This window comes from Luteococcus sp. Sow4_B9 (genome assembly GCF_052116585.1).
Lineage (GTDB): Bacteria > Actinomycetota > Actinomycetes > Propionibacteriales > Propionibacteriaceae > Luteococcus.
On the sequence record NZ_JBQKKT010000001.1, the window covers coordinates 106,491 to 123,359 of the forward strand.

Genomic DNA, 16,869 nt, shown 5'->3' on the forward strand with positions numbered 1-16,869 from the left:
CTGCCGGCCATCTGCAGTGAATGAAGGTCAACCCGTCATGGGCCGGCTCTCCCGGTGGTGGTGGTCCTCACTGCCGCTGCGCGTGATTGCCCTGACGATCACCGGTTCCGTGGTGGTGCTCGCGCTCGGCGGTCTGTTGCTGATGCGCCAGGCCAGCGGCGGGGTGCTCGACGGGAAGAAGCGCAGCGCCGTGGCGGAGGCGTCGAGCGCGGTGGAACGAATGCAGACCCAGCTGCGCACCAGCGATCTGCGTACCGCGTCGCTCTACGAAAGACTCAACCAGCTCGCCGACGAGGCGGGTGCCCAGCCTGGCCAGTACCAGGTCGTGATCCAGGGTCCGGTCTCGCGCTTCGTCTCACCGGCGATCTTCGAGCACAGCGTGCCGGACTCCCTGGTGGAGGCCGTGACCGGCAATGACGGCATGTACGTCACGCCCACCACGGTCGACTGGACCGACCCCACCCGGGCGGATGAGCCCGGACTGGCGATCGGGGCCACGCTTCAGGCACCATCCAGCACGGAGCGCTATCCCATCTACTTCATCTTCCCGCAGAGCAACGAGGTCCGTACCCTCAGCCTGCTGCGGGGCGCCATCGCGTCGACGAGTCTTTTGCTGCTCTCACTTCTGGGGCTGATTGCCTGGCTGGTGGCGCGCCACGTCGTGCGCTCGGTCCGGGAGGCCTCCGTCGCTGCCTCGCGCATCGCTGCGGGGAATTTCGACCAGCGCATCCAGGTGCGCGGAACCGATGACCTGGCCAGCCTGGGCACCTCGGTCAACAACATGGCGGCCGAGCTCACCAGCCAGATCGGCCAGCTGGAAGATCTCTCCCGGGTGCAGCAACGGTTCGTGCAGGACGTCTCGCACGAGCTCCGCACGCCGCTCACCACCGTGCGGATGGCCGCAGACCTGCTGCATGACTCACGCGACGAGATGCAGCCCTTCGCCGCCCGCTCCACGGAATTGCTGCACCATGAGCTGGAGCGTTTCGAGTCCTTGCTGGCGGACCTGCTGGAGATCAGCCGCTTCGACGCCGGGGCGGCCGTGCTGGCAGTGGAGGAGACAGACCTGGTCCCCCTGGTGGAACGCGAGATCGACGCGCAGCGGGCACTGGCCGAGTCGCACGGCTGCTCCGTCAGCTTCGAGCACCCACCGACCGCGCTGGCCGAGGTGGACTCCCGTCGGATCACGCGAATCCTGCGCAACCTGTTGACGAATGCCATTGAGCACTCGGAGGGCAAGCCGATCGAGCTGCGGCTGGCGATGGACGGCTCGGTGGTGGCCCTCACGGTGCGCGACCACGGAGTGGGTTTCTCGCCCGAGCTGGCGGAGCAGGTCTTCCACCGCTTCTGGCGAGCCGACCCCAGCCGCACCCGCCAGGTGGGCGGCACCGGACTGGGGCTGGCGATCGCACTCGAGGATGCAACGCTGCACGGTGGTCGGCTGGCCGCGTGGGGTTCGCCGGGCAGGGGAGCCCAGTTCCATCTGGTGGTGCCTCGCACGTCGGGCGCGTCGGCAGCATCGAACCCGCTGCCAGTCGTGCCCGTCGAGGAGGCCCGATGACTCGTCGACGTCAGCCAGCTCTCCTGCTGGTCGCCGTGCTGGCCGTCAGCGCCTGTTCCACCGTGCCCTCCTCTGGGCCCGTCGAGCGGGTCAACCCGCCGGTACAGGCGCCGCTGGAGGGTGGTGTGGATGTGCATCCGGTGCCTCCCCAGCGGGATGCCTCGCCGGATGCGGTGCTGGCCGGCTATCTGGACGCAATGGCCTCGCTGGAGCCGGGTTTCACCGTCGCTCGGCAGTACCTCACCCCGGCTGCGGCCCGACGCTGGGACCCGTCGACGGGCGTCACCGTCTTCGACGGTGACACGCGTAGCAGTCTGCCGGGCAGCACCAAGGCCGGTATCCAGGCACGGGTGGTGGGCAGTCTCGACGCCCAGGGGCACTATCGAGCGGAGACCGGACGGATCCTGCGGCAGGACTTCACCATGGAACAGGTGGCGGGCCAGTGGCGGATCAGCAATCCACCGTCGGGACTGCTCGTCAGCCACTACACCCTCCTGCATCGCTTCACGCCGACGCCCGTGTGGTTCTTCGTCCCCGGGAGCAGCACCCTGGTTCCGGAAAGGGTGTGGTTGGCCCGCAATCCCGCGGGGCCTGCTGAAGCCGTGCGAGCGTTGTTGGCAGGCCCGTCGGAATGGATGGCACCGGCGGTCGACACGGCGGTACCGAACGGCACTCGGCTGGCCGAGCCGGGGGTGACGGTCATCGATGGCATCGCGACCATCCCACTGGAGGGGCGTCTGGGCAGCCTGCCGGATCCTCGGCGCACCCAGTTGCTGGCCCAGCTGGGCTGGACACTGCGTGCCTTCCCGGAGCTGCGAGGCCTGCGCGTGGTGGTGGACAGTCGGCAGTGGGGCACCCAGTCTCACGGACTCAGTGCCCCGGTGATGCTGGAGGACCTGCCCGGGCTCCCACCGGTTCCGATCGATGCCAACGAGCAGCCCTTCGCCGTGGTGGACGGGGCTGTGGGCAGGCTTGACGAGCAGGGTTCCTTCTCTCCGTTGGGCGGTGTGCTGGGAACCCGGGGCTGGGGCGGAAGGGCCGGTAGCCTCGCCGTCTCGTCGAGCAGTTCGGTGATCGCGGTCGTCAACCAGGAGGGCACGCAGTTGCACAGCACCCGCCTGGGACGCGACGAGCTGGCCCTGCGCCTGGTGGCCAAGAAGGTCGAGAATCCAGTGGTGACCAGTTCCGGGACGGTGTGGGCCAGTACGGGAGGGGACGCCGCATCGGCTCTGTGGCGCAGCTCGGACGGCGCCACCAGGCTCAAGCGGGTGGCGATCCCGGAGCTGTCCGGTTCCACCTTGGTGGCCTTCGCGGTCTCTCCGGAACAGACCCGTCTTGCCGTTGTGCTGCGCCGGGGCCAGCAGACCTCGCTGGGTCTCCTGCGCATTCGGGCTGGCACGGTGGACGGTCTGCGGATCCTGCCCCTGCAGCAGGGCCAGATCCGGCTGGAAGAGGTCAAGGACGTGGGCTGGACCGGCGCGGAACAGTTGATGGTGCTGGCCTCACAGGGCGACGATTCGCCGACGAGCGCGTACTTGGTGGGCTCCGACGGGTCCCACGTCGAGGATGTGGGACCCGCGGGTGAGTTGGACCTGGTGCAGTTGGACACCAGGCCCCAGGATGACGGGGCGGTGGCCCTGCTGCGCTCGGCAGAGGGGCAGGTGCTGCGCTACCAGTCCGCCTGGCGCTGGCAGAGCCTGCCCGGCCGCGTCTCGTGGCTGGCCGTGCCCTCCTGACGCCAGGCGGCGTCCACAGCACGGGACCATCCGAGGAGTTGTCCACAGCGGACCAGCGGCGACTGCCGCCCGGCACCGTTGGGGAGGGATGCTGGGCGCGTGATGGACGAGCTGGCGGACCTCTTGCTCGGGGCGTGTTGCCCAGGCTGCGGCGCGCCCGGACTGACCCTGTGCCCTTCCTGCCGAGAGCTTCTGGATCGGGATCCTTGGTGGGCCGATGACCTGGGAGGCTTTCCCGACCTGGAAGGCTGGGTGGCTGCTGCGGGCGACTACCGTGAACCCCTGCGCAGTGTGCTGAGTGCGCACAAGGATCGTGGCGCCTGGGGGCTGTCCGGTGTCCTGTCCACCCAACTGGCCCGTGCCGTGCGGTTGGTCCTGGACGACGGGCCGCAGGCACCGGGCTTCGTGGGCGGCGAGGGGCCGATCTGTCTGGTCCCCGTCCCGTCGTCGCCACGACAGGTCAGGGCGCGGGGCTATGACCATGCGATGGCACTGGCACGTCGAGCCGCCAGGAACCTGGGCCAAGGACCGCACTCCGTGCGCGTGCGTGCCAGGGCGGTTCTCCGTCGGGTGGGTTCGGTGGCCGACCAATCGACGCTGGGGCGCGGCGCAAGGATCCGCAACCAGGCCGGGTCCATGCGTGCCAGGACGGCGCCGCGCGGGGCCAGCGCGGTCGTCGTGGACGACATCTGCACCACCGGATCGAGTCTCGCCGAGGCCTTTCGAGCCCTGGACGAGGCCGGCTGGAGGGTGCTCGGAGGGGCCGTGGTGGCCCATCCGAGCAGAGGCGGACAGCAGTGTGGAAAACCACCCTGTGAAATTGTCCAAGTTCCCTTGGATTGCCTCTGATAAGCGGTAACGTATGGACATGGCACGACATGCAGGATTCTCGGGGGTCATTCTTCGGGAGCCTTGTGGGTCGTGCCGTGCTCATTGCTGAGGCCCATCACTGGTGGGTCACCGATCAAGGAGGATCACCATGGACATTGTTGTCACCGGACGCCACTGCACGATCAGCGACGCCGTGCGCGAACAGGTCGCCGAACGCCTGGCCAGCGTGGAGAAACTCAGGGATCGAGTGATTCGGACCGAAGTGGAGTTCACCAATGTGGAGTCCAAGGGCAATCCCAACGACAACATGCTGTGCGAGATCACGCTGCGCAGCAAGGGTCCGGTTGTGCGCGCCGAGGCGTACGCGGAGGACAAGATGGTTGCCTTCGAGAAGGCCATGGACAAGTTGAAGACGCAGCTGCGCAAGGCCAGCGACCGTCGCAAGAACCACCGTGGCCTGCGTCCGCACCACGTGGTCAGCGTGATCGATCCCTCGCCCGAGACAGTCGACCCCGGCCCCGAGACCAAGAATGTCGCAGGTCTGCAGGTGACGGGTGAAGGGCCGCTGGTGGTGCGGGAGAAGGAGTTCACGTCCACTCCGCTGAGCCTGGCCCAGGCACTCGACGAGATGGAACTCGTGGGGCACGACTTCTTCCTCTACGTCGACGAGGAATCTGGCCGCCCCAGCGTGGTCTACCGGCGCAAGGGCTATGACTACGGTGTCATCCACCTGAACCAGTCCTGACCCCACGACGAGGCCCGTCGCCCCAGCACCAGAGGCGACGGGCCTGCATCCGTCAGGGGGAACCTGCTCAGGCGTTCTCCACCACCTGCTGCGCGAAGCCCAGGGCAATGCTGCGGGCTGCGGGCTCCACCGCGTGGTCCACGGCGCGCATCCGGTCGAGCATCGTCGTGGCGCGGCTTCGGTGCTCCTGGGCCCACCAGTACTGCATGAGCTCGGGGCTGGCCTCGGGATGGAACTGCACGCCCAGCGCCGAGCCCAGGCGGAAGGCCTGGTTCGGGTGGGTGGCACTGCGGGCCAATTCCACGGCTCCGGCGGGCAACTGGTCGACGGTGTCATGGTGGCTCATCGGCACGGGTGCGGCCAGGCGAGCCGCCTCGGCCAGAACGGGATCCTCGCGGCTGGCCGGGAGCCACTCGAGGACCACCGGGCCTTCCTCGGCGCCGCGTGGATCACCGACCAGCACCGTGCCACCCAAGGCGCGGGCCAGCAGCTGGTGACCCAGACAGATGCCGAGCACCGGAAGATCGATTGCCTGCGCGTCGGCCATCAGGTCCTCCACCTGGCCGATCCATCGCAGGTCTGCCTCCACGCTCATCCGGCCCCCCAGAACCACCAGCCCGTCGCCGATGGTCTCCAGATTGGGGACGTCCTTGGTCGCCAGATCAATCAGGGTGATCCGGACTCCTTCACGCAGCCACGTGTCGAAGCGCTCGAGCGGAACGTCGGCCTCCGGCTGCAGGACGGTGATGCGGGGTTTTTTCGCCATGCGTCGAGCCTACTGGCGGGGGCGGATCGTCCCGCCCAGCACGGCAGGTCGGACACCGTCTCCGCGGGTCGGTGTCAGAGCTCGACGCTAGTCTCTGACCATGCGTGAACTGAGTCTCGCCAGCGCACGGCGGGTGGCGCTCGCGGCCCAGGGATTCGGCCGACCCCGTCCCCAGCGACCCATCACGATGCGTGACGTCCAGGGGCAGATTGACCGGCTCGCCCAGTTCCAGGTGGACAGCATCAATGTGCTGGCCAGGGCGCATCAGCTGCCGTTGTACAGCCGGCTGGGCGCCTACGACACGGCACTGCTGGACCGTGCCGCGGGACAGGCCCCACGTCGCCTCTTCGAGTACTGGGGGCATGCCGCCAGCATGGTGGACGTGCGGCTGGAGCCGGCGCTGCGATTCCGGATGGCCCGGGCCCGGGACGAAGCCTGGGGCGGGATGCGTCGCATTGCCCAGGAGCAACCAGATCTGGTGGCGCGGGTTCGTCGGGAGGTTGCCGAGCGGGGGCCGGTGACGGCGCGCCAGCTGGAGGCACCACGCGCGAGACAACGTGACCACTGGGGATGGAACTGGTCGGACACGAAGCGAGCCCTCGAATGGCTCTTCTGGTGCGGTGAGGTGACCGCTGCCCGACGAAATGCCTCCTTCGAGCGTGAGTACGACCTGCCCGAGCGGGTGCTCCCACCGGCAGTTCTCCAGACTCCCACCCCGTCCTCCCAAGAGGCGCACGTGGTCTTGGTCCGCCGTGCGGCGCGTGCACTGGGAGTGGCCAGCGAGCGCTGTCTTGCCGACTACTTCAGGCTGGGCCGTGCGGAGACGAGGCGGGCCATCGCCACTCTGGAGGAGCTCGGTGAGATGGAGCCGGTCACGGTCGCCGGGTGGTCGACCCGCGCATGGCTGTGGACGGGCGACGGCCAGCCCCGCATTCCCCGTCGGATCCATGCGCGGGCCCTGATCAGCCCGTTCGACCCGCTCATCTTCGAACGCTCCCGCGCGCTGTCCCTGTTCGGCCTGGACTACCGGATCGAGATCTACGTCCCGCAGGCGCGCCGGCGCCATGGCTACTACGTGCACCCCTTCCTGGTGGGGGAGGAGTTCGCCGCACGGGTGGACCTCAAGGCGGACCGGGCTGCGAGCGTGCTGAGGGTCAAGTCGAGTTGGTTGGAGGAGGGCACCAGCCATCCGGTGGACGTCGTGACGAACCAGCTCGCCGACGAGCTCGAGCTCCTGGCCCGCTGGTTGGGTCTGGGCGCGGTCGTCGTGGACGATGCGGGGGACCTGGCCGACGCCCTGGCCGCGGAGGTGCAGAGGCGGACCTGACCGCCGTGACGGCGAGGACATCGAGAGTTCCGCGCTGCTGGCTGTGATTTGCCTGCTGCCGCGGCGTTGCCGGTGTCGGATTGCCCGGAGCCCCCTAGGATGGGGTGGGTTCGGCCGCTCCGTGGGGGGCTGCCGCGACGGACCGGCACGCAAGACCTGCACGAAACACAGGGCGCACTGCGCCAACGAGTAACGGCTTAAGGAATCGACCACATGGGCTTCATGGACCGCCTGCTGAGCGTTGGCGAAGGCCGCACGCTGAAGAAGCTGGCCAAGATCGCCGACCAGGTGAACAGCATCGAGGACGACTTCGTCTCCATGTCCGATGACGAGCTGCGCGGACAGACCCAACTGTTCAAGCAGCGGCTGGCCGACGGTGAAAGCCTCGACGACCTGATGCCGGAAGCCTTCGCCGTCGTGCGCGAGGCCACCAAGCGCGTGCTCGGCAAGCGTCCCTATGACGTGCAGATGATGGGTGGCGCGGCGCTGCACCTGTGCAACATCGCGGAGATGAAGACCGGTGAGGGCAAGACCATCGTCGCCCTGATGCCGGCCTACCTCAATGCGCTCACGGGCAAGGGCGTTCACGTGGTCACGGTCAACGACTACCTGGCGCGCTACCAGAGCGAGCAGATGGGCCGCGTGCACCACTTCCTCGGCCTGAGCGTCGGTGTCATCCTGGCCAACATGGACCCGGCCGAACGTCGCGCCGCCTATGCCTGTGACATCACCTACGGCACCAACAACGAATTCGGCTTCGACTACCTGCGCGACAACATGGCGTTGAGCCTCGAGGACTGCGTGCAGCGTGGACACTACTTCGCCATCGTCGACGAGGTGGACTCGATCTTGGTGGACGAGGCCCGAACCCCGCTGATCATCTCCGGTCCCGCCGAGGACAACCACCAGTGGTATCCGGAATTCGCCAAGCTCGCCCAGAAGCTGGAGCGCGACGTCGACTACGAGGTGGACGAGAAGAAGAAGACCATCGCCGTCCTGGGCTCGGGCATCGAGAAGGTGGAGGACCGTCTGGGCATCGAGAACCTGTATGAGAGCGCCAACACCCCGCTGATCGGCTACTTGAACAACTCCATCAAGGCCAAGGAATTGTTCAAGCGTGACAAGGACTACGTGATCATGGACGGCGAGGTGCTCATCGTCGACGAGCACACCGGCCGTACCCTCATCGGGCGCCGCTACAACGAGGGCCTGCACCAGGCGCTGGAGGCGAAGGAGGGCGTCGAGATCAAGGACGAGTACCAGACGCTCGCCACGATCACGCTGCAGAACTTCTTCCGTATGTACGAGAAGCTCTCCGGCATGACGGGCACCGCCAAGACGGAGGAGAGCGAGTTACAGAAGATCTACGGTCTGGGTGTCGTCGTCATCCCCACCAACAAGCCGATGCAGCGCATCGACCAGAAGGACCTCATCTACCGCACCGAGCAGGCCAAGTTCGAGGCCATCGTGAAGGACGTCGCAGAGCGGCACGCCAAGGGCCAGCCTGTCCTGATCGGTACGGCGAGCGTGGCCAAGAGCGAGATCATCTCGCAGCTGTTGACCCAGGCCAATGTGCCGCACGAGGTGCTCAACGCCAAGCACCACGAGCGCGAAGCCGCGGTGGTGGCGCTCGCCGGACGCAAGGGGGCCGTCACCGTGGCCACCAACATGGCGGGTCGAGGCACCGACATCATGCTGGGTGGCAATGCCGAGTTCCTGGCCGACCAGGTGCTGCGCAACAAGGGCCTGGATCCGGTGGAGACCCCGCAGGAGTACGAGGCGGCCTGGCCGGAGACGCTGTCCGCGATCGAGGAGCAGGTGCAGACCGAACACGAGGAAGTGGCCGGGGCTGGTGGGCTCTACGTCGTGGCCTCGGAGCGGCATGAGTCCCGACGCATCGACAACCAGTTGCGAGGCCGCTCGGGCCGACAGGGAGACCCCGGCGAGTCCCGCTTCTACCTGAGCCTGGGCGACGACCTGATGCGCCTGTTCAAGGCCGACGTCGTGGAGCGCGCCATGGTCTCGCTCAAGGTGCCGGATGACCAGCCGATCGAGCACAAGTGGCTCAGCAACTCGATCGAGAGCGCCCAGAAGCAGGTGGAGGCCCAGAACTTCGAGATCCGCAAGAACGTCCTGAAGTACGACGACGTGATGAACCGCCAGCGCCACGCCATCTACGCCGATCGGCGCAAGGTGCTCGAGGGCGCGGATGTGGAGCAGCAGCTGCGCGACACCACCCAGCGCGTGGTCGAGGCACTGGTGCGCTCCCGCACGCAGGGCTTCCACGAGGACTGGGATCTGGCGGCACTGTGGACGGAGATGCGGACCCTCTACCCGGTGGCCTTGGTACAAGAGGAATGGGCCGACGAGCAGGACCAACAGACCATCGTCGACGCCTTCGTGGAGGACGCCATGGGCGCCTACGACGAGCGCGAGGAGGCTCTGGGCGCGGACAACATGCGCGAACTGGAGCGCCAGGTGCTCCTGACGGTCCTCGACCGGAAGTGGCGCGAGCACCTCTACGAGATGGACTACCTGCGCGAGGGCATCGGCCTGCGCGCCATGGCGCAGCGCGACCCGCTGGTGGAATACCAGCGTGAGGGCGGCACCATGTTCAACGCCATGATGGAAGCCTTCATGGAGGAGGTCGTCGGCTTCCTGTTCAACCTGGAGGTGCAGGTGAACGACAGCCCGCAGGTGGGGCTGGTCACCGGCAGTGATGGCCAGGCCGTGGATGTGGACAGCCTGCTGGGAGGCGTCGAGGCACAGTCAGCGCCGCAGGGTGGTGCGATCGGCGCACCGCGGATCGAGGCCAAGGGGCTGGGGGAGCGTCGCCAGCCGCAGAATCTCACCTACTCCGCTCCCGACGAGCAGGGCGAGGCCGAGGCCCGGCGCGAGACGCCTGCCGAGGACGAGTACGCCAATGTCGGGCGCAACGAGGCCTGTCCCTGTGGCTCGGGCAAGAAGTTCAAGATGTGCCACGGAGGCAAGGCACGCTGACGCGCGGGGAGTCCACGGCCTGCCCGAGCCCACGTTCGGTCAGGCCGCCCCAGCCGTGAGTGCCGGTGGACGCAACACTTCGAAGACGGTGACGCGCCACCGGCCGTAGGCATGCTCCACGCGGAGCATCAGCGCCCCTTGACTGTCCTCCTGCGTCAGCAGCACCGTTCCCTCGATGATTCTGAGGTCCACCCGGCAGCTGCGCACACCGGTGATCCGGGCAGCAGCCCACCGGTGCTGCCGGCTCCAGGCCCGGAGCATGTGCAGGCAGTCCTCGCTCATCCAGTGGGCTGCCTGGTCGCTGTTGCGTCGGCCCTGCAGCACCTCCAACAGAGCCCGGCCCAGGCCGGCCACCAGGCGTCGCGCATCATCGGAGGCCGGACGAGCGTCGTCCTGCGCTGCTGCCTGGTCCTGAACCTCTTCCAGGGGCAGCCCCGGCTGGCCTCCATCCGGAAGGGGAGTGGGATGCAGAAGAGGTGCGTTCAGGCGCAGTCGCTGACCGTGGATGGTGAGTTCGTGTGGTCTCATGCTGCCAGCGTGGTGCGACCGCGCCGCAGTGGGAAGGGATCGCGTGAGATCTGTGGATGAGGGTCCCGCTGCACCACTGCCGTGCCCGCTAGATTGGGCACATGAGCACAATCCTCGCCCTCATCCCCGTGGGCCTCGAACAGGTGCGGCAGCTGTGTCGTGACGGCCAGGTGCCGGACGCCCAGGCCTTCATGGTCAACGCAGCCCTGCTGGAAGCCCTGGACCTCGACGCCGGAGATGACGAGGAAGCCGAGTTCGGCTGCATGGTGCTTGCCTCGGTGTGGGGACTGGCCCACCAAGGCATGCGCGTGGTGCTGGCGGCGCAGGTGCGGGCGGCCCAGGTGCAGCCCGGCGCCGAAGCCCACAACGGCGGCATCACGGTCACGGGCGTGGGCCTGCGGCAGGTGCAGAGCTACTTCGCCGATGAGGATGGTCAACCGCTGCTGCAGCAGGCCGTGGCGGCAGCCCGGGGCCTCAGCCTGGACGATGCGTGGGAGACCGACGCCGTGCAGGAACTCGTGCAGCGGGCAGACCTGCTCTGGCACGGGGTCGAGGAACTGCCGCAGCTCCTCGAGGCAGACGACGAGACGACAGGAAAGGGTTGATCGCGATGGTGTCCAGGATGCACTTCGAGGATGAGGACGAGGCCATCAAGGCGGCCGAGGCGATCGACGCCGCGGGCCACGAAGTGGCGCTGGTCAAGGAACGATTTGCCGGTGAGGACGACGACGAGGACATTGACTTCGTCGTCGCGACCCCCGCCACCGTCGACCAGGTGAAGGCGCTGGTGGGCGAGGACGTCTTCGTCGAGGTCGACTGAGCACTACGTCACGCCCACTGGGCACTACGTCACACCCACTGGGCACTACGTCACCCAGGTCAAACCGTCCACCCCGTCCGGTCGGGGTGGACGGGCTGGCTCAGCTGTGAGCCGCCAGCCAGTCGTCGCCCGCGGACTGCTGGGCGTCGATGGCGTCCTTCACGTACGGGGCGGCCTGCTGTTCGATCTTCTTGCCCATGAACGGGATGTTGACCGTGAGGTCGCCGGTGTAGTCCACGACGGTGCCCTTGCCGCCCGGATACAGACGCGCACGTCCGTTCATGTGCACCGGCATGCCCGGAACCTCGATGACCAGGCTGCCCTCACGGGAACCGTCCGCGGCTGCGTCGCCCCACTGGATGGTCTGGTTAAGCTTGAGGGCGCTTCCGGCGAAGCGGGCCAGGTCCTGCGGCGCGGGAAGTGCCATCTGGATCCGGGTGGTGTCTCCCGCGATGTCGATGGTGTGGCTGGTGGCATCGGTCCGGCTGACCAGCTCCTCCAGCCACTGCTTGTTCGTCATCATCTGGTGAACGGTCTTCGGGTCGGCCGCGAACTCGAGGCGAGAGTTGATGTCCATGCCCCCATTGTGACGTGATCACGGCCATCCCACGAGCGCCAGGTACGGGAAGGCAGCCCGCAGGTGTGAAGAGACTCACGCGGGTCTCACAAGCTTGCCGCTTTCGTGGCGCGGCACCAGTACGTCGGGCATGATGGGGTTCATGCGGATCGATCTCCACACTCACTCGGTTGTCTCGGATGGCACCGACACTCCCACCCGGCTCGTCCTCAAGGCCCAGGAGGTGGGGCTGGACGTCATCGCACTGACCGACCACGACACCTTCGACGGCATCCCCGAGGCGGTCGAGGCAGGCAAGCGCATTGGCGTCAAGGTGCTGTGCGGCATCGAGATGTCCACCCAGTTCGAGGGCCGCTCGGTGCACCTGCTCGGCTATGGCTGCGACCCCTTCCATCGCCCGCTCGTGGCCGAGCTCGCGAAGATTCGCGTCGCCCGCACCGGACGCCTGAAGGCCTTCGCCGAGCGCATGACGGAGCTGGGGATGCCCATCACCGTCGACGACATCATCTCCACCGCGGGAGCATCGCCGTCGATCGGTCGCCCCCACGTGGCGGACACCCTGGTGGCCAAGGGACACGTGGCGAACCGTGACGAGGCCTTCGACCAGTGGCTGGCCGAGGACAAGCCGGGCTACGTTCCCCGCTACGCCTGCGAGCTCGGTGCCGCGATCGAACTGATCCATGAGGCCAAGGGCATCGCCGTGCTGGCCCATCCGTGGGCTCGTGGCAACGAGTCCCTGCTGACGGCCGAGGTGATCGAACGTCTGATGACCCAGCACGGCCTGGAGGGCATCGAGGTGGACCACCCCGACCACGACGAGCGCCAGCGTGAGCTGTTGTTCGCCCTGGGAGGTCGTCTGGGCCTGATCCGCACTGGCTCGTCCGACTACCACGGCGACGGCAAGCGCAACAATCCGCTGGGCGGCGAGGACACCCGCGACACGGCCTTCCGGGAGTTGATCCGGCGCATTCGCCTGCGTGGCGGCCTCGTCCCGCTCTGACCGACGGGGCGCCAGCGCTGCGCTAGGCTGGGCGCATGTTGATCACACGCACCTGCTGGTGGCCGTCCCGCGGCGGCCGTCCGATGCACTGATCAGCAGCACAGATCATGTGAACACACAAGGGTCGCCGGCTTCGGCGGCCCTTGTGTGCGTCCGTGGGGAGCCGGCCGGCACGACGAGAGGGATGTCATGAGCGATAAGCAGCACGAGATGGAGCCGGAACCGGCCGAGGAGACCTTGTCGGAGGAGATCACCGACGCGTCCCTGCAGCACTCCCTGGAGCGAAGCCGTCAGATCGAGGCGGAGATCGTCACCCATCCGGGCAAGTACCGCATCCTCACCGGTGATCGCCCCACCGGAAAGCTGCACATTGGACACTACTTCGGCTCTCTGAGCAACCGCGTGCGGTTGCAGAACCTGGGTGTCGAGACGATGCTGATCATCGCCGACTACCAGGTGATCTATGACCGCGACGGCGTGGGCACCCTGCAGGAGAATGTCCTCAACGGCATGGCGGACTACCTCGCCTGTGGAATGGATCCGGAGCGGTCGACGATCTTCACCCACTCGTCGGTGACCGCCCTGAACCAACTGATGTTGCCCTTCCTGAGCCTCGTGACGGTTCCGGAGTTGCACCGCAACCCGACGGTCAAGGATGAGATGGCGAACAACCCGCACCGGCCGATGAGCGGGCTGATGCTGACCTTCCCCGTGCACCAGGCCGCCGACATCCTGTTCTGCAAGGCCAATCTGGTGCCCGTGGGCAAGGACCAGCTGCCCCACATCGAGATCACCCGGGTGATCGCGCGTCGTTTCGACGAGCGCTATGGCCGCGCCGATGCAGACCAGCCGGTCTTCCCGCAGGCAGACGCCCTGATGAGCCCTGCGCCGGCCATTCTGGGCCTGGATGGCACCAAGATGAGCAAGAGCAAGGGAAACACCATCGAGATCGGCATGACGGCCGACGAGACGGCCAAGCTCATCAAGCGCGCCAAGACCGATTCCGACCGGCACATCACCTACGACCCCGCCAACCGTCCCGAGGTGAGCAATCTGGTCATGCTCACGGCGCTGGCCACCGGTGGCGACCCCGTCCAGATCGCCGACGAGCTGGGTGACGCTGGCGGCGGCGGCCTGAAGAAGATGGCCACTGAAGCCATCAACGAGCACTTCGCGCCGATTCGTGAGCGACGCGCCGAGCTGGCAGCCAATCCGGACCACCTGCGCGCAGTCCTGCGGGCAGGAAACGAGAAGGCCAATGCAATTGCCGAGCAGACCCTGGCCGAGGTTCGCCAGGCGATGCAGATGAACTACTGATCAGATGAACTACGGAGCAGATGAACTCCTGGTCCGGGTGAGCTACTGATCGGGAGCGATGGGCAGGAATCAGTAGGAGGAGCGGCGGGTCGGGTCGGCACCCCGGGTTGCGAACTCGGCCGCCAGCTTCTCCGAACCACGGGCCAGCATCGCGACATCGGCGGCCACCAGCATGTAGTCGATGCCGGACCGGAGCATCTGGTGGGCCTCCTGAGTCTCGAAGGTGTTCACGCCCACCGGCTTGCCGGCGGCTCGCACGACGTCGAAGGTGTGCTGCACGGCGGCGATGACATCGGGATGGGACTGTTGCCCCAGCAGTCCCATGGATGCGGCAAGATCAGCGGGTCCGACGAAGATGCTGTCGATCCCGTCGACGGCCGCGATTTCCGCCGCATTCTCGACGCCCTCGGCGTTCTCGATCTGCACGTGGACGCCGACGTGTTCGGAGGCCTGTTCCAGGTAGCCGTCCACCCGATTCCAGCGGCCTGAACGGGCCAGCGCCGAACCCACCCCGCGTCGGCCCCTCGGCGGGTAGTGGGCGGCGTCGACGATCCGTTGCGCCTGCTCGGCGGTGCTCACCATTGGCACCAGGATGTCCTGGGCCCCCAGGTCCAGCACCTGCTTGATCAGGACCGTGTCACCGACGGGAACACGCACGACCGGCTCGATCGGGTAGCCGCCGACCGCCAACAGCTGGGCCAGGACGGACTCGATGCCGTTGGGGGCGTGCTCCATGTCAATCAGCAACCAGTCGAGGCCGCTGCCGGCACAGATCTCCGCCACAAGCGGGCTGCCGGAACACACCCACATTCCCACCTGGGGGCGGTTGGCGGTCTTGAGGACGGTGGCAAAGGTCGGCTTCAGGGTGTGTGGCATGGCCCTGAGTCTGCTCCGCGCTGCCGCGCTTGTACAGCACCTGTCCCGCTGAGAGATTCCGTCGTCCGGTGAGCCCATGGAATGCGTCGGCGCCCCGACCACTGTGGGTCGGGGCGCCAAGGTCCAAGGGTGGGTGAGGAATCAGTTCTGGCTCGCGTCAGTCGTGGCTCGCGTCAGTCCCGGTCCCCGGGGCCTCCTGGGCGCCCGACTGCTCGGCGGTCTGTGCGGCGGCGGTGCCACGTCCACGACCGCGGCTACGACGGCGGCGACGGGGCTTGCCTTCGCCTTCGCCCGACTCGTTCGACTGCGCCGGTGCCTGCGAGTTCGCGTTTGGCGAGACCTGCGCCTCGTCAGCGCCTTCGGCCACCGGCTCGCCATTCTTCAGGCGACGACGGCTGCGGTTGCGGGCCGGACGCGGCTCGCGGGGGCGTTCGGTGCCCTCGTCGTTGGTGTGTCCACCGCGCCCACCGCGACCCGTGCGGCCTCGGTCGTCGCGCTTGGGGCGTTCCTTCGGTTCGGCACCCGGCAGGCGACCCTTGGTCCCTTCCGGGATGTCCAGATCGGTGTACAGGTGGGGCGAGGTGGAGTAGGTCTCCACTGGGTCGTCGAAGCCGAGTTCCAGTGCCTTGTTGATGACCTTCCAGCGCACGATGTCGGCCCAGTCCACGAGGGTGATGGCGACGCCCTTCGCCCCGGCGCGGCCAGTGCGACCGATGCGGTGCACATAGGTCTTCGCATCCTCGGGGCACTCATTGTTGATGACATGGCTCACGCCGGTGACGTCGATGCCTCGGGCCGCGACGTCGGTGGCCACCAGGACCTTGACCTCGCCAGCGCGGAAACGCTTCAGTGCCTTCTCGCGCATCGACTGGTTCAGGTCACCGTGGATGCTGGCAGCGGCGAAACCGCGATCCTCCAGGTCATCCGCAAGCCGCTGGGCGGCACGCTTGGTCTTGCAGAAGACCATCACCTTGTCGACGTCGTTGGCCTGCAGGACGCGGGCGACGATCTCGGGCTTGTCCAGGTCATGCGACTGGTAGACGAACTGGGTGGTGTCCGGCACGGTGGCCTGGGCATCGTGCCCTTCCGCCCGGACATTGATGGGCTGGTTCATGTGGGCGCGGGCCAGACCGACGATCGCGGCGGGCATCGTCGCGGAGAACATGAGCATTTGACGCTCGGCCGGGGTCTTCGCGATCAAGTGTTCGACGTCGGGCAAGAAGCCCAGGTCCAGCATCTCGTCCGCCTCGTCGAGGACCAGCATCCGCAGCCAGGACAGGTCCAGAGCGCCTCGATCAGCGAGGTCCTTGATCCGGCCCGGGGTGCCGACGACCACATCGACGCCGCGTTCCAGAGCCTCCAGTTGGGGCTCGTAGCCGACGCCGCCGTAGACGGTCAGCACTCGGACCTTGCGGATCGTGGAGGCCACTTCCAGGTCCTTGGCCACCTGCAGGGCCAACTCACGCGTGGGGCACAGCACCAGGGCCTGGGGCTTGCCCGGCGGCATGGCCAGTTCCTCGTAGCCTTCGTCGCCCTCGAGGAGGCTGCGCTGCAGGATCGAGATGCCGAAGGCGAGGGTCTTGCCCGTTCCGGTGCGGGCCTGGCCCATCAGGTCCGTGCCGGCCACGGCGATCGGGATGGCGAGGCTCTGGATCGGAAAGGGATGTGTGATTCCGACGCGTTCCAGAGCCTCCTGGATCTCCGGCATGACGCCCAGGTCATCCCAGGTGGTCTCGACGTCGGGCTTGGGGGTGGGGGAGGCGAGGTCGTCGCCCACCAGCGCAT

General features: G+C 67.4%; 15 protein-coding genes and 1 pseudogene. 11 read left to right on the forward strand and 5 right to left on the reverse strand.

The features are described from left to right. Positions 1–37: 37 nt before the first annotated feature. The 4 genes from mtrB to hpf all read left to right on the forward strand — a co-directional run bounded on the left by mtrB (position 38) and on the right by hpf (position 4,873). Positions 38–1,561, forward strand: coding sequence for an MtrAB system histidine kinase MtrB (gene mtrB, locus ACTQ49_RS00495; RefSeq protein ID WP_441825883.1), 1,524 nt, complete (start codon positions 38–40; stop codon positions 1,559–1,561). Further along, positions 1,558–3,297 carry a GerMN domain-containing protein gene (locus ACTQ49_RS00500; protein WP_441825884.1) on the forward strand — a complete coding sequence of 580 codons (1,740 nt, stop codon included), beginning with the start codon at positions 1,558–1,560 and terminating at the stop codon, positions 3,295–3,297. Before mtrB ends, ACTQ49_RS00500 begins: the two co-directional genes overlap by 4 nt. A gap of 252 nt (positions 3,298–3,549) precedes the next feature. After that, positions 3,550–4,146 carry a ComF family protein gene (locus ACTQ49_RS00505; RefSeq protein ID WP_441825885.1) on the forward strand — a complete coding sequence of 199 codons (597 nt, stop codon included), beginning with the start codon at positions 3,550–3,552 and terminating at the stop codon, positions 4,144–4,146. A 130-nt stretch (positions 4,147–4,276) separates the two neighbouring features. After that, positions 4,277–4,873, forward strand: a complete 597-nt coding sequence (hpf, locus tag ACTQ49_RS00510) for a ribosome hibernation-promoting factor, HPF/YfiA family (RefSeq protein ID WP_441825886.1) — start codon at positions 4,277–4,279, stop codon at positions 4,871–4,873. A gap of 67 nt (positions 4,874–4,940) precedes the next feature. On the opposite strand, the gene ACTQ49_RS00515 is transcribed toward hpf, so the two are convergent. Then, complete coding sequence (locus tag ACTQ49_RS00515; RefSeq protein WP_441825887.1) at positions 4,941–5,639, reverse strand: type 1 glutamine amidotransferase; 699 nt, start codon at positions 5,637–5,639, stop codon at positions 4,941–4,943. A 100-nt stretch (positions 5,640–5,739) separates the two neighbouring features. Between ACTQ49_RS00515 and ACTQ49_RS00520 the strand changes: the two genes are divergently transcribed. From ACTQ49_RS00520 to ACTQ49_RS00530, 3 genes and pseudogenes are all read left to right on the forward strand, one after another. Continuing rightward, on the forward strand, positions 5,740–6,966 hold the full coding sequence (locus ACTQ49_RS00520) for a winged helix-turn-helix domain-containing protein (protein WP_441825888.1): 1,227 nt from the start codon (positions 5,740–5,742) through the stop codon (positions 6,964–6,966). A gap of 213 nt (positions 6,967–7,179) precedes the next feature. Further along, a pseudogene (gene secA, locus ACTQ49_RS00525) lies at positions 7,180–9,633 on the forward strand (preprotein translocase subunit SecA); the annotation flags it as partial. A 69-nt stretch (positions 9,634–9,702) separates the two neighbouring features. Continuing rightward, on the forward strand, positions 9,703–9,966 hold the full coding sequence (locus ACTQ49_RS00530) for an SEC-C metal-binding domain-containing protein (RefSeq protein WP_441826039.1): 264 nt from the start codon (positions 9,703–9,705) through the stop codon (positions 9,964–9,966). Positions 9,967–10,005: 39 nt separating this feature from the next. Here ACTQ49_RS00530 and ACTQ49_RS00535 read toward each other — a convergent pair whose 3' ends face one another. Further along, positions 10,006–10,494, reverse strand: coding sequence for an Rv3235 family protein (locus ACTQ49_RS00535; protein ID WP_441825889.1), 489 nt, complete (start codon positions 10,492–10,494; stop codon positions 10,006–10,008). 101 nt (positions 10,495–10,595) lie between these two features. On the opposite strand from ACTQ49_RS00535, the gene ACTQ49_RS00540 reads away from it, so the two are divergent. After that, positions 10,596–11,099, forward strand: a complete 504-nt coding sequence (locus ACTQ49_RS00540) for a DUF6912 family protein (protein ID WP_441825890.1) — start codon at positions 10,596–10,598, stop codon at positions 11,097–11,099. A gap of 17 nt (positions 11,100–11,116) precedes the next feature. Continuing rightward, positions 11,117–11,314 (forward strand): hypothetical protein, encoded by a 198-nt coding sequence (locus ACTQ49_RS00545; protein ID WP_441825891.1) that lies wholly within the window; start codon positions 11,117–11,119, stop codon positions 11,312–11,314. 100 nt (positions 11,315–11,414) lie between these two features. Here ACTQ49_RS00545 and ACTQ49_RS00550 read toward each other — a convergent pair whose 3' ends face one another. Next, positions 11,415–11,891, reverse strand: coding sequence for a DUF2505 domain-containing protein (locus ACTQ49_RS00550; RefSeq protein WP_441825892.1), 477 nt, complete (start codon positions 11,889–11,891; stop codon positions 11,415–11,417). Between the two features lie 142 nt (positions 11,892–12,033). Between ACTQ49_RS00550 and ACTQ49_RS00555 the strand changes: the two genes are divergently transcribed. Both ACTQ49_RS00555 and trpS read left to right on the forward strand, forming a co-directional pair. Next, positions 12,034–12,891 carry a PHP domain-containing protein gene (locus tag ACTQ49_RS00555; protein WP_441825893.1) on the forward strand — a complete coding sequence of 286 codons (858 nt, stop codon included), beginning with the start codon at positions 12,034–12,036 and terminating at the stop codon, positions 12,889–12,891. Between the two features lie 210 nt (positions 12,892–13,101). After that, positions 13,102–14,208, forward strand: a complete 1,107-nt coding sequence (trpS, locus tag ACTQ49_RS00560) for a tryptophan--tRNA ligase (RefSeq protein ID WP_441826040.1) — start codon at positions 13,102–13,104, stop codon at positions 14,206–14,208. A 69-nt stretch (positions 14,209–14,277) separates the two neighbouring features. On the opposite strand, the gene ACTQ49_RS00565 is transcribed toward trpS, so the two are convergent. Both ACTQ49_RS00565 and ACTQ49_RS00570 read right to left on the reverse strand, forming a co-directional pair. Then, the gene (locus ACTQ49_RS00565) at positions 14,278–15,084 is read right to left on the reverse strand and encodes an HpcH/HpaI aldolase family protein (protein WP_441825894.1); all 807 of its coding nucleotides are present in this window, start codon (positions 15,082–15,084) and stop codon (positions 14,278–14,280) included. 157 nt (positions 15,085–15,241) lie between these two features. Then, positions 15,242–16,792, reverse strand: a complete 1,551-nt coding sequence (locus tag ACTQ49_RS00570) for a DEAD/DEAH box helicase (protein ID WP_441826041.1) — start codon at positions 16,790–16,792, stop codon at positions 15,242–15,244. Positions 16,793–16,869: the final 77 nt, after the last annotated feature.

Excerpts from the sequence above, each read along its gene's own strand:
- trpS (WP_441826040.1), top strand. The coding sequence starts at position 13,102 with ATGGAGCCGGAACCGGCCGAGGAGACCTTGTCGGAGGAGATCACCGAC.
- hpf (WP_441825886.1), top strand. The coding sequence starts at position 4,277 with ATGGACATTGTTGTCACCGGACGCCACTGCACGATCAGCGACGCCGTG.
- ACTQ49_RS00550 (WP_441825892.1), bottom strand. The coding sequence starts at position 11,891 with ATGGACATCAACTCTCGCCTCGAGTTCGCGGCCGACCCGAAGACCGTT.
- ACTQ49_RS00545 (WP_441825891.1), top strand. The coding sequence starts at position 11,117 with ATGCACTTCGAGGATGAGGACGAGGCCATCAAGGCGGCCGAGGCGATC.
- ACTQ49_RS00570 (WP_441826041.1), bottom strand. The coding sequence starts at position 16,792 with ATGCCGGAGATCCAGGAGGCTCTGGAACGCGTCGGAATCACACATCCC.
- mtrB (WP_441825883.1), top strand. The coding sequence starts at position 38 with ATGGGCCGGCTCTCCCGGTGGTGGTGGTCCTCACTGCCGCTGCGCGTG.
- ACTQ49_RS00515 (WP_441825887.1), bottom strand. The coding sequence starts at position 5,639 with ATGGCGAAAAAACCCCGCATCACCGTCCTGCAGCCGGAGGCCGACGTT.
- ACTQ49_RS00535 (WP_441825889.1), bottom strand. The coding sequence starts at position 10,494 with ATGAGACCACACGAACTCACCATCCACGGTCAGCGACTGCGCCTGAAC.
- ACTQ49_RS00520 (WP_441825888.1), top strand. The coding sequence starts at position 5,740 with ATGCGTGAACTGAGTCTCGCCAGCGCACGGCGGGTGGCGCTCGCGGCC.
- ACTQ49_RS00555 (WP_441825893.1), top strand. The coding sequence starts at position 12,034 with ATGCGGATCGATCTCCACACTCACTCGGTTGTCTCGGATGGCACCGAC.
- ACTQ49_RS00565 (WP_441825894.1), bottom strand. The coding sequence starts at position 15,084 with ATGCCACACACCCTGAAGCCGACCTTTGCCACCGTCCTCAAGACCGCC.
- ACTQ49_RS00540 (WP_441825890.1), top strand. The coding sequence starts at position 10,596 with ATGAGCACAATCCTCGCCCTCATCCCCGTGGGCCTCGAACAGGTGCGG.
- ACTQ49_RS00500 (WP_441825884.1), top strand. The coding sequence starts at position 1,558 with ATGACTCGTCGACGTCAGCCAGCTCTCCTGCTGGTCGCCGTGCTGGCC.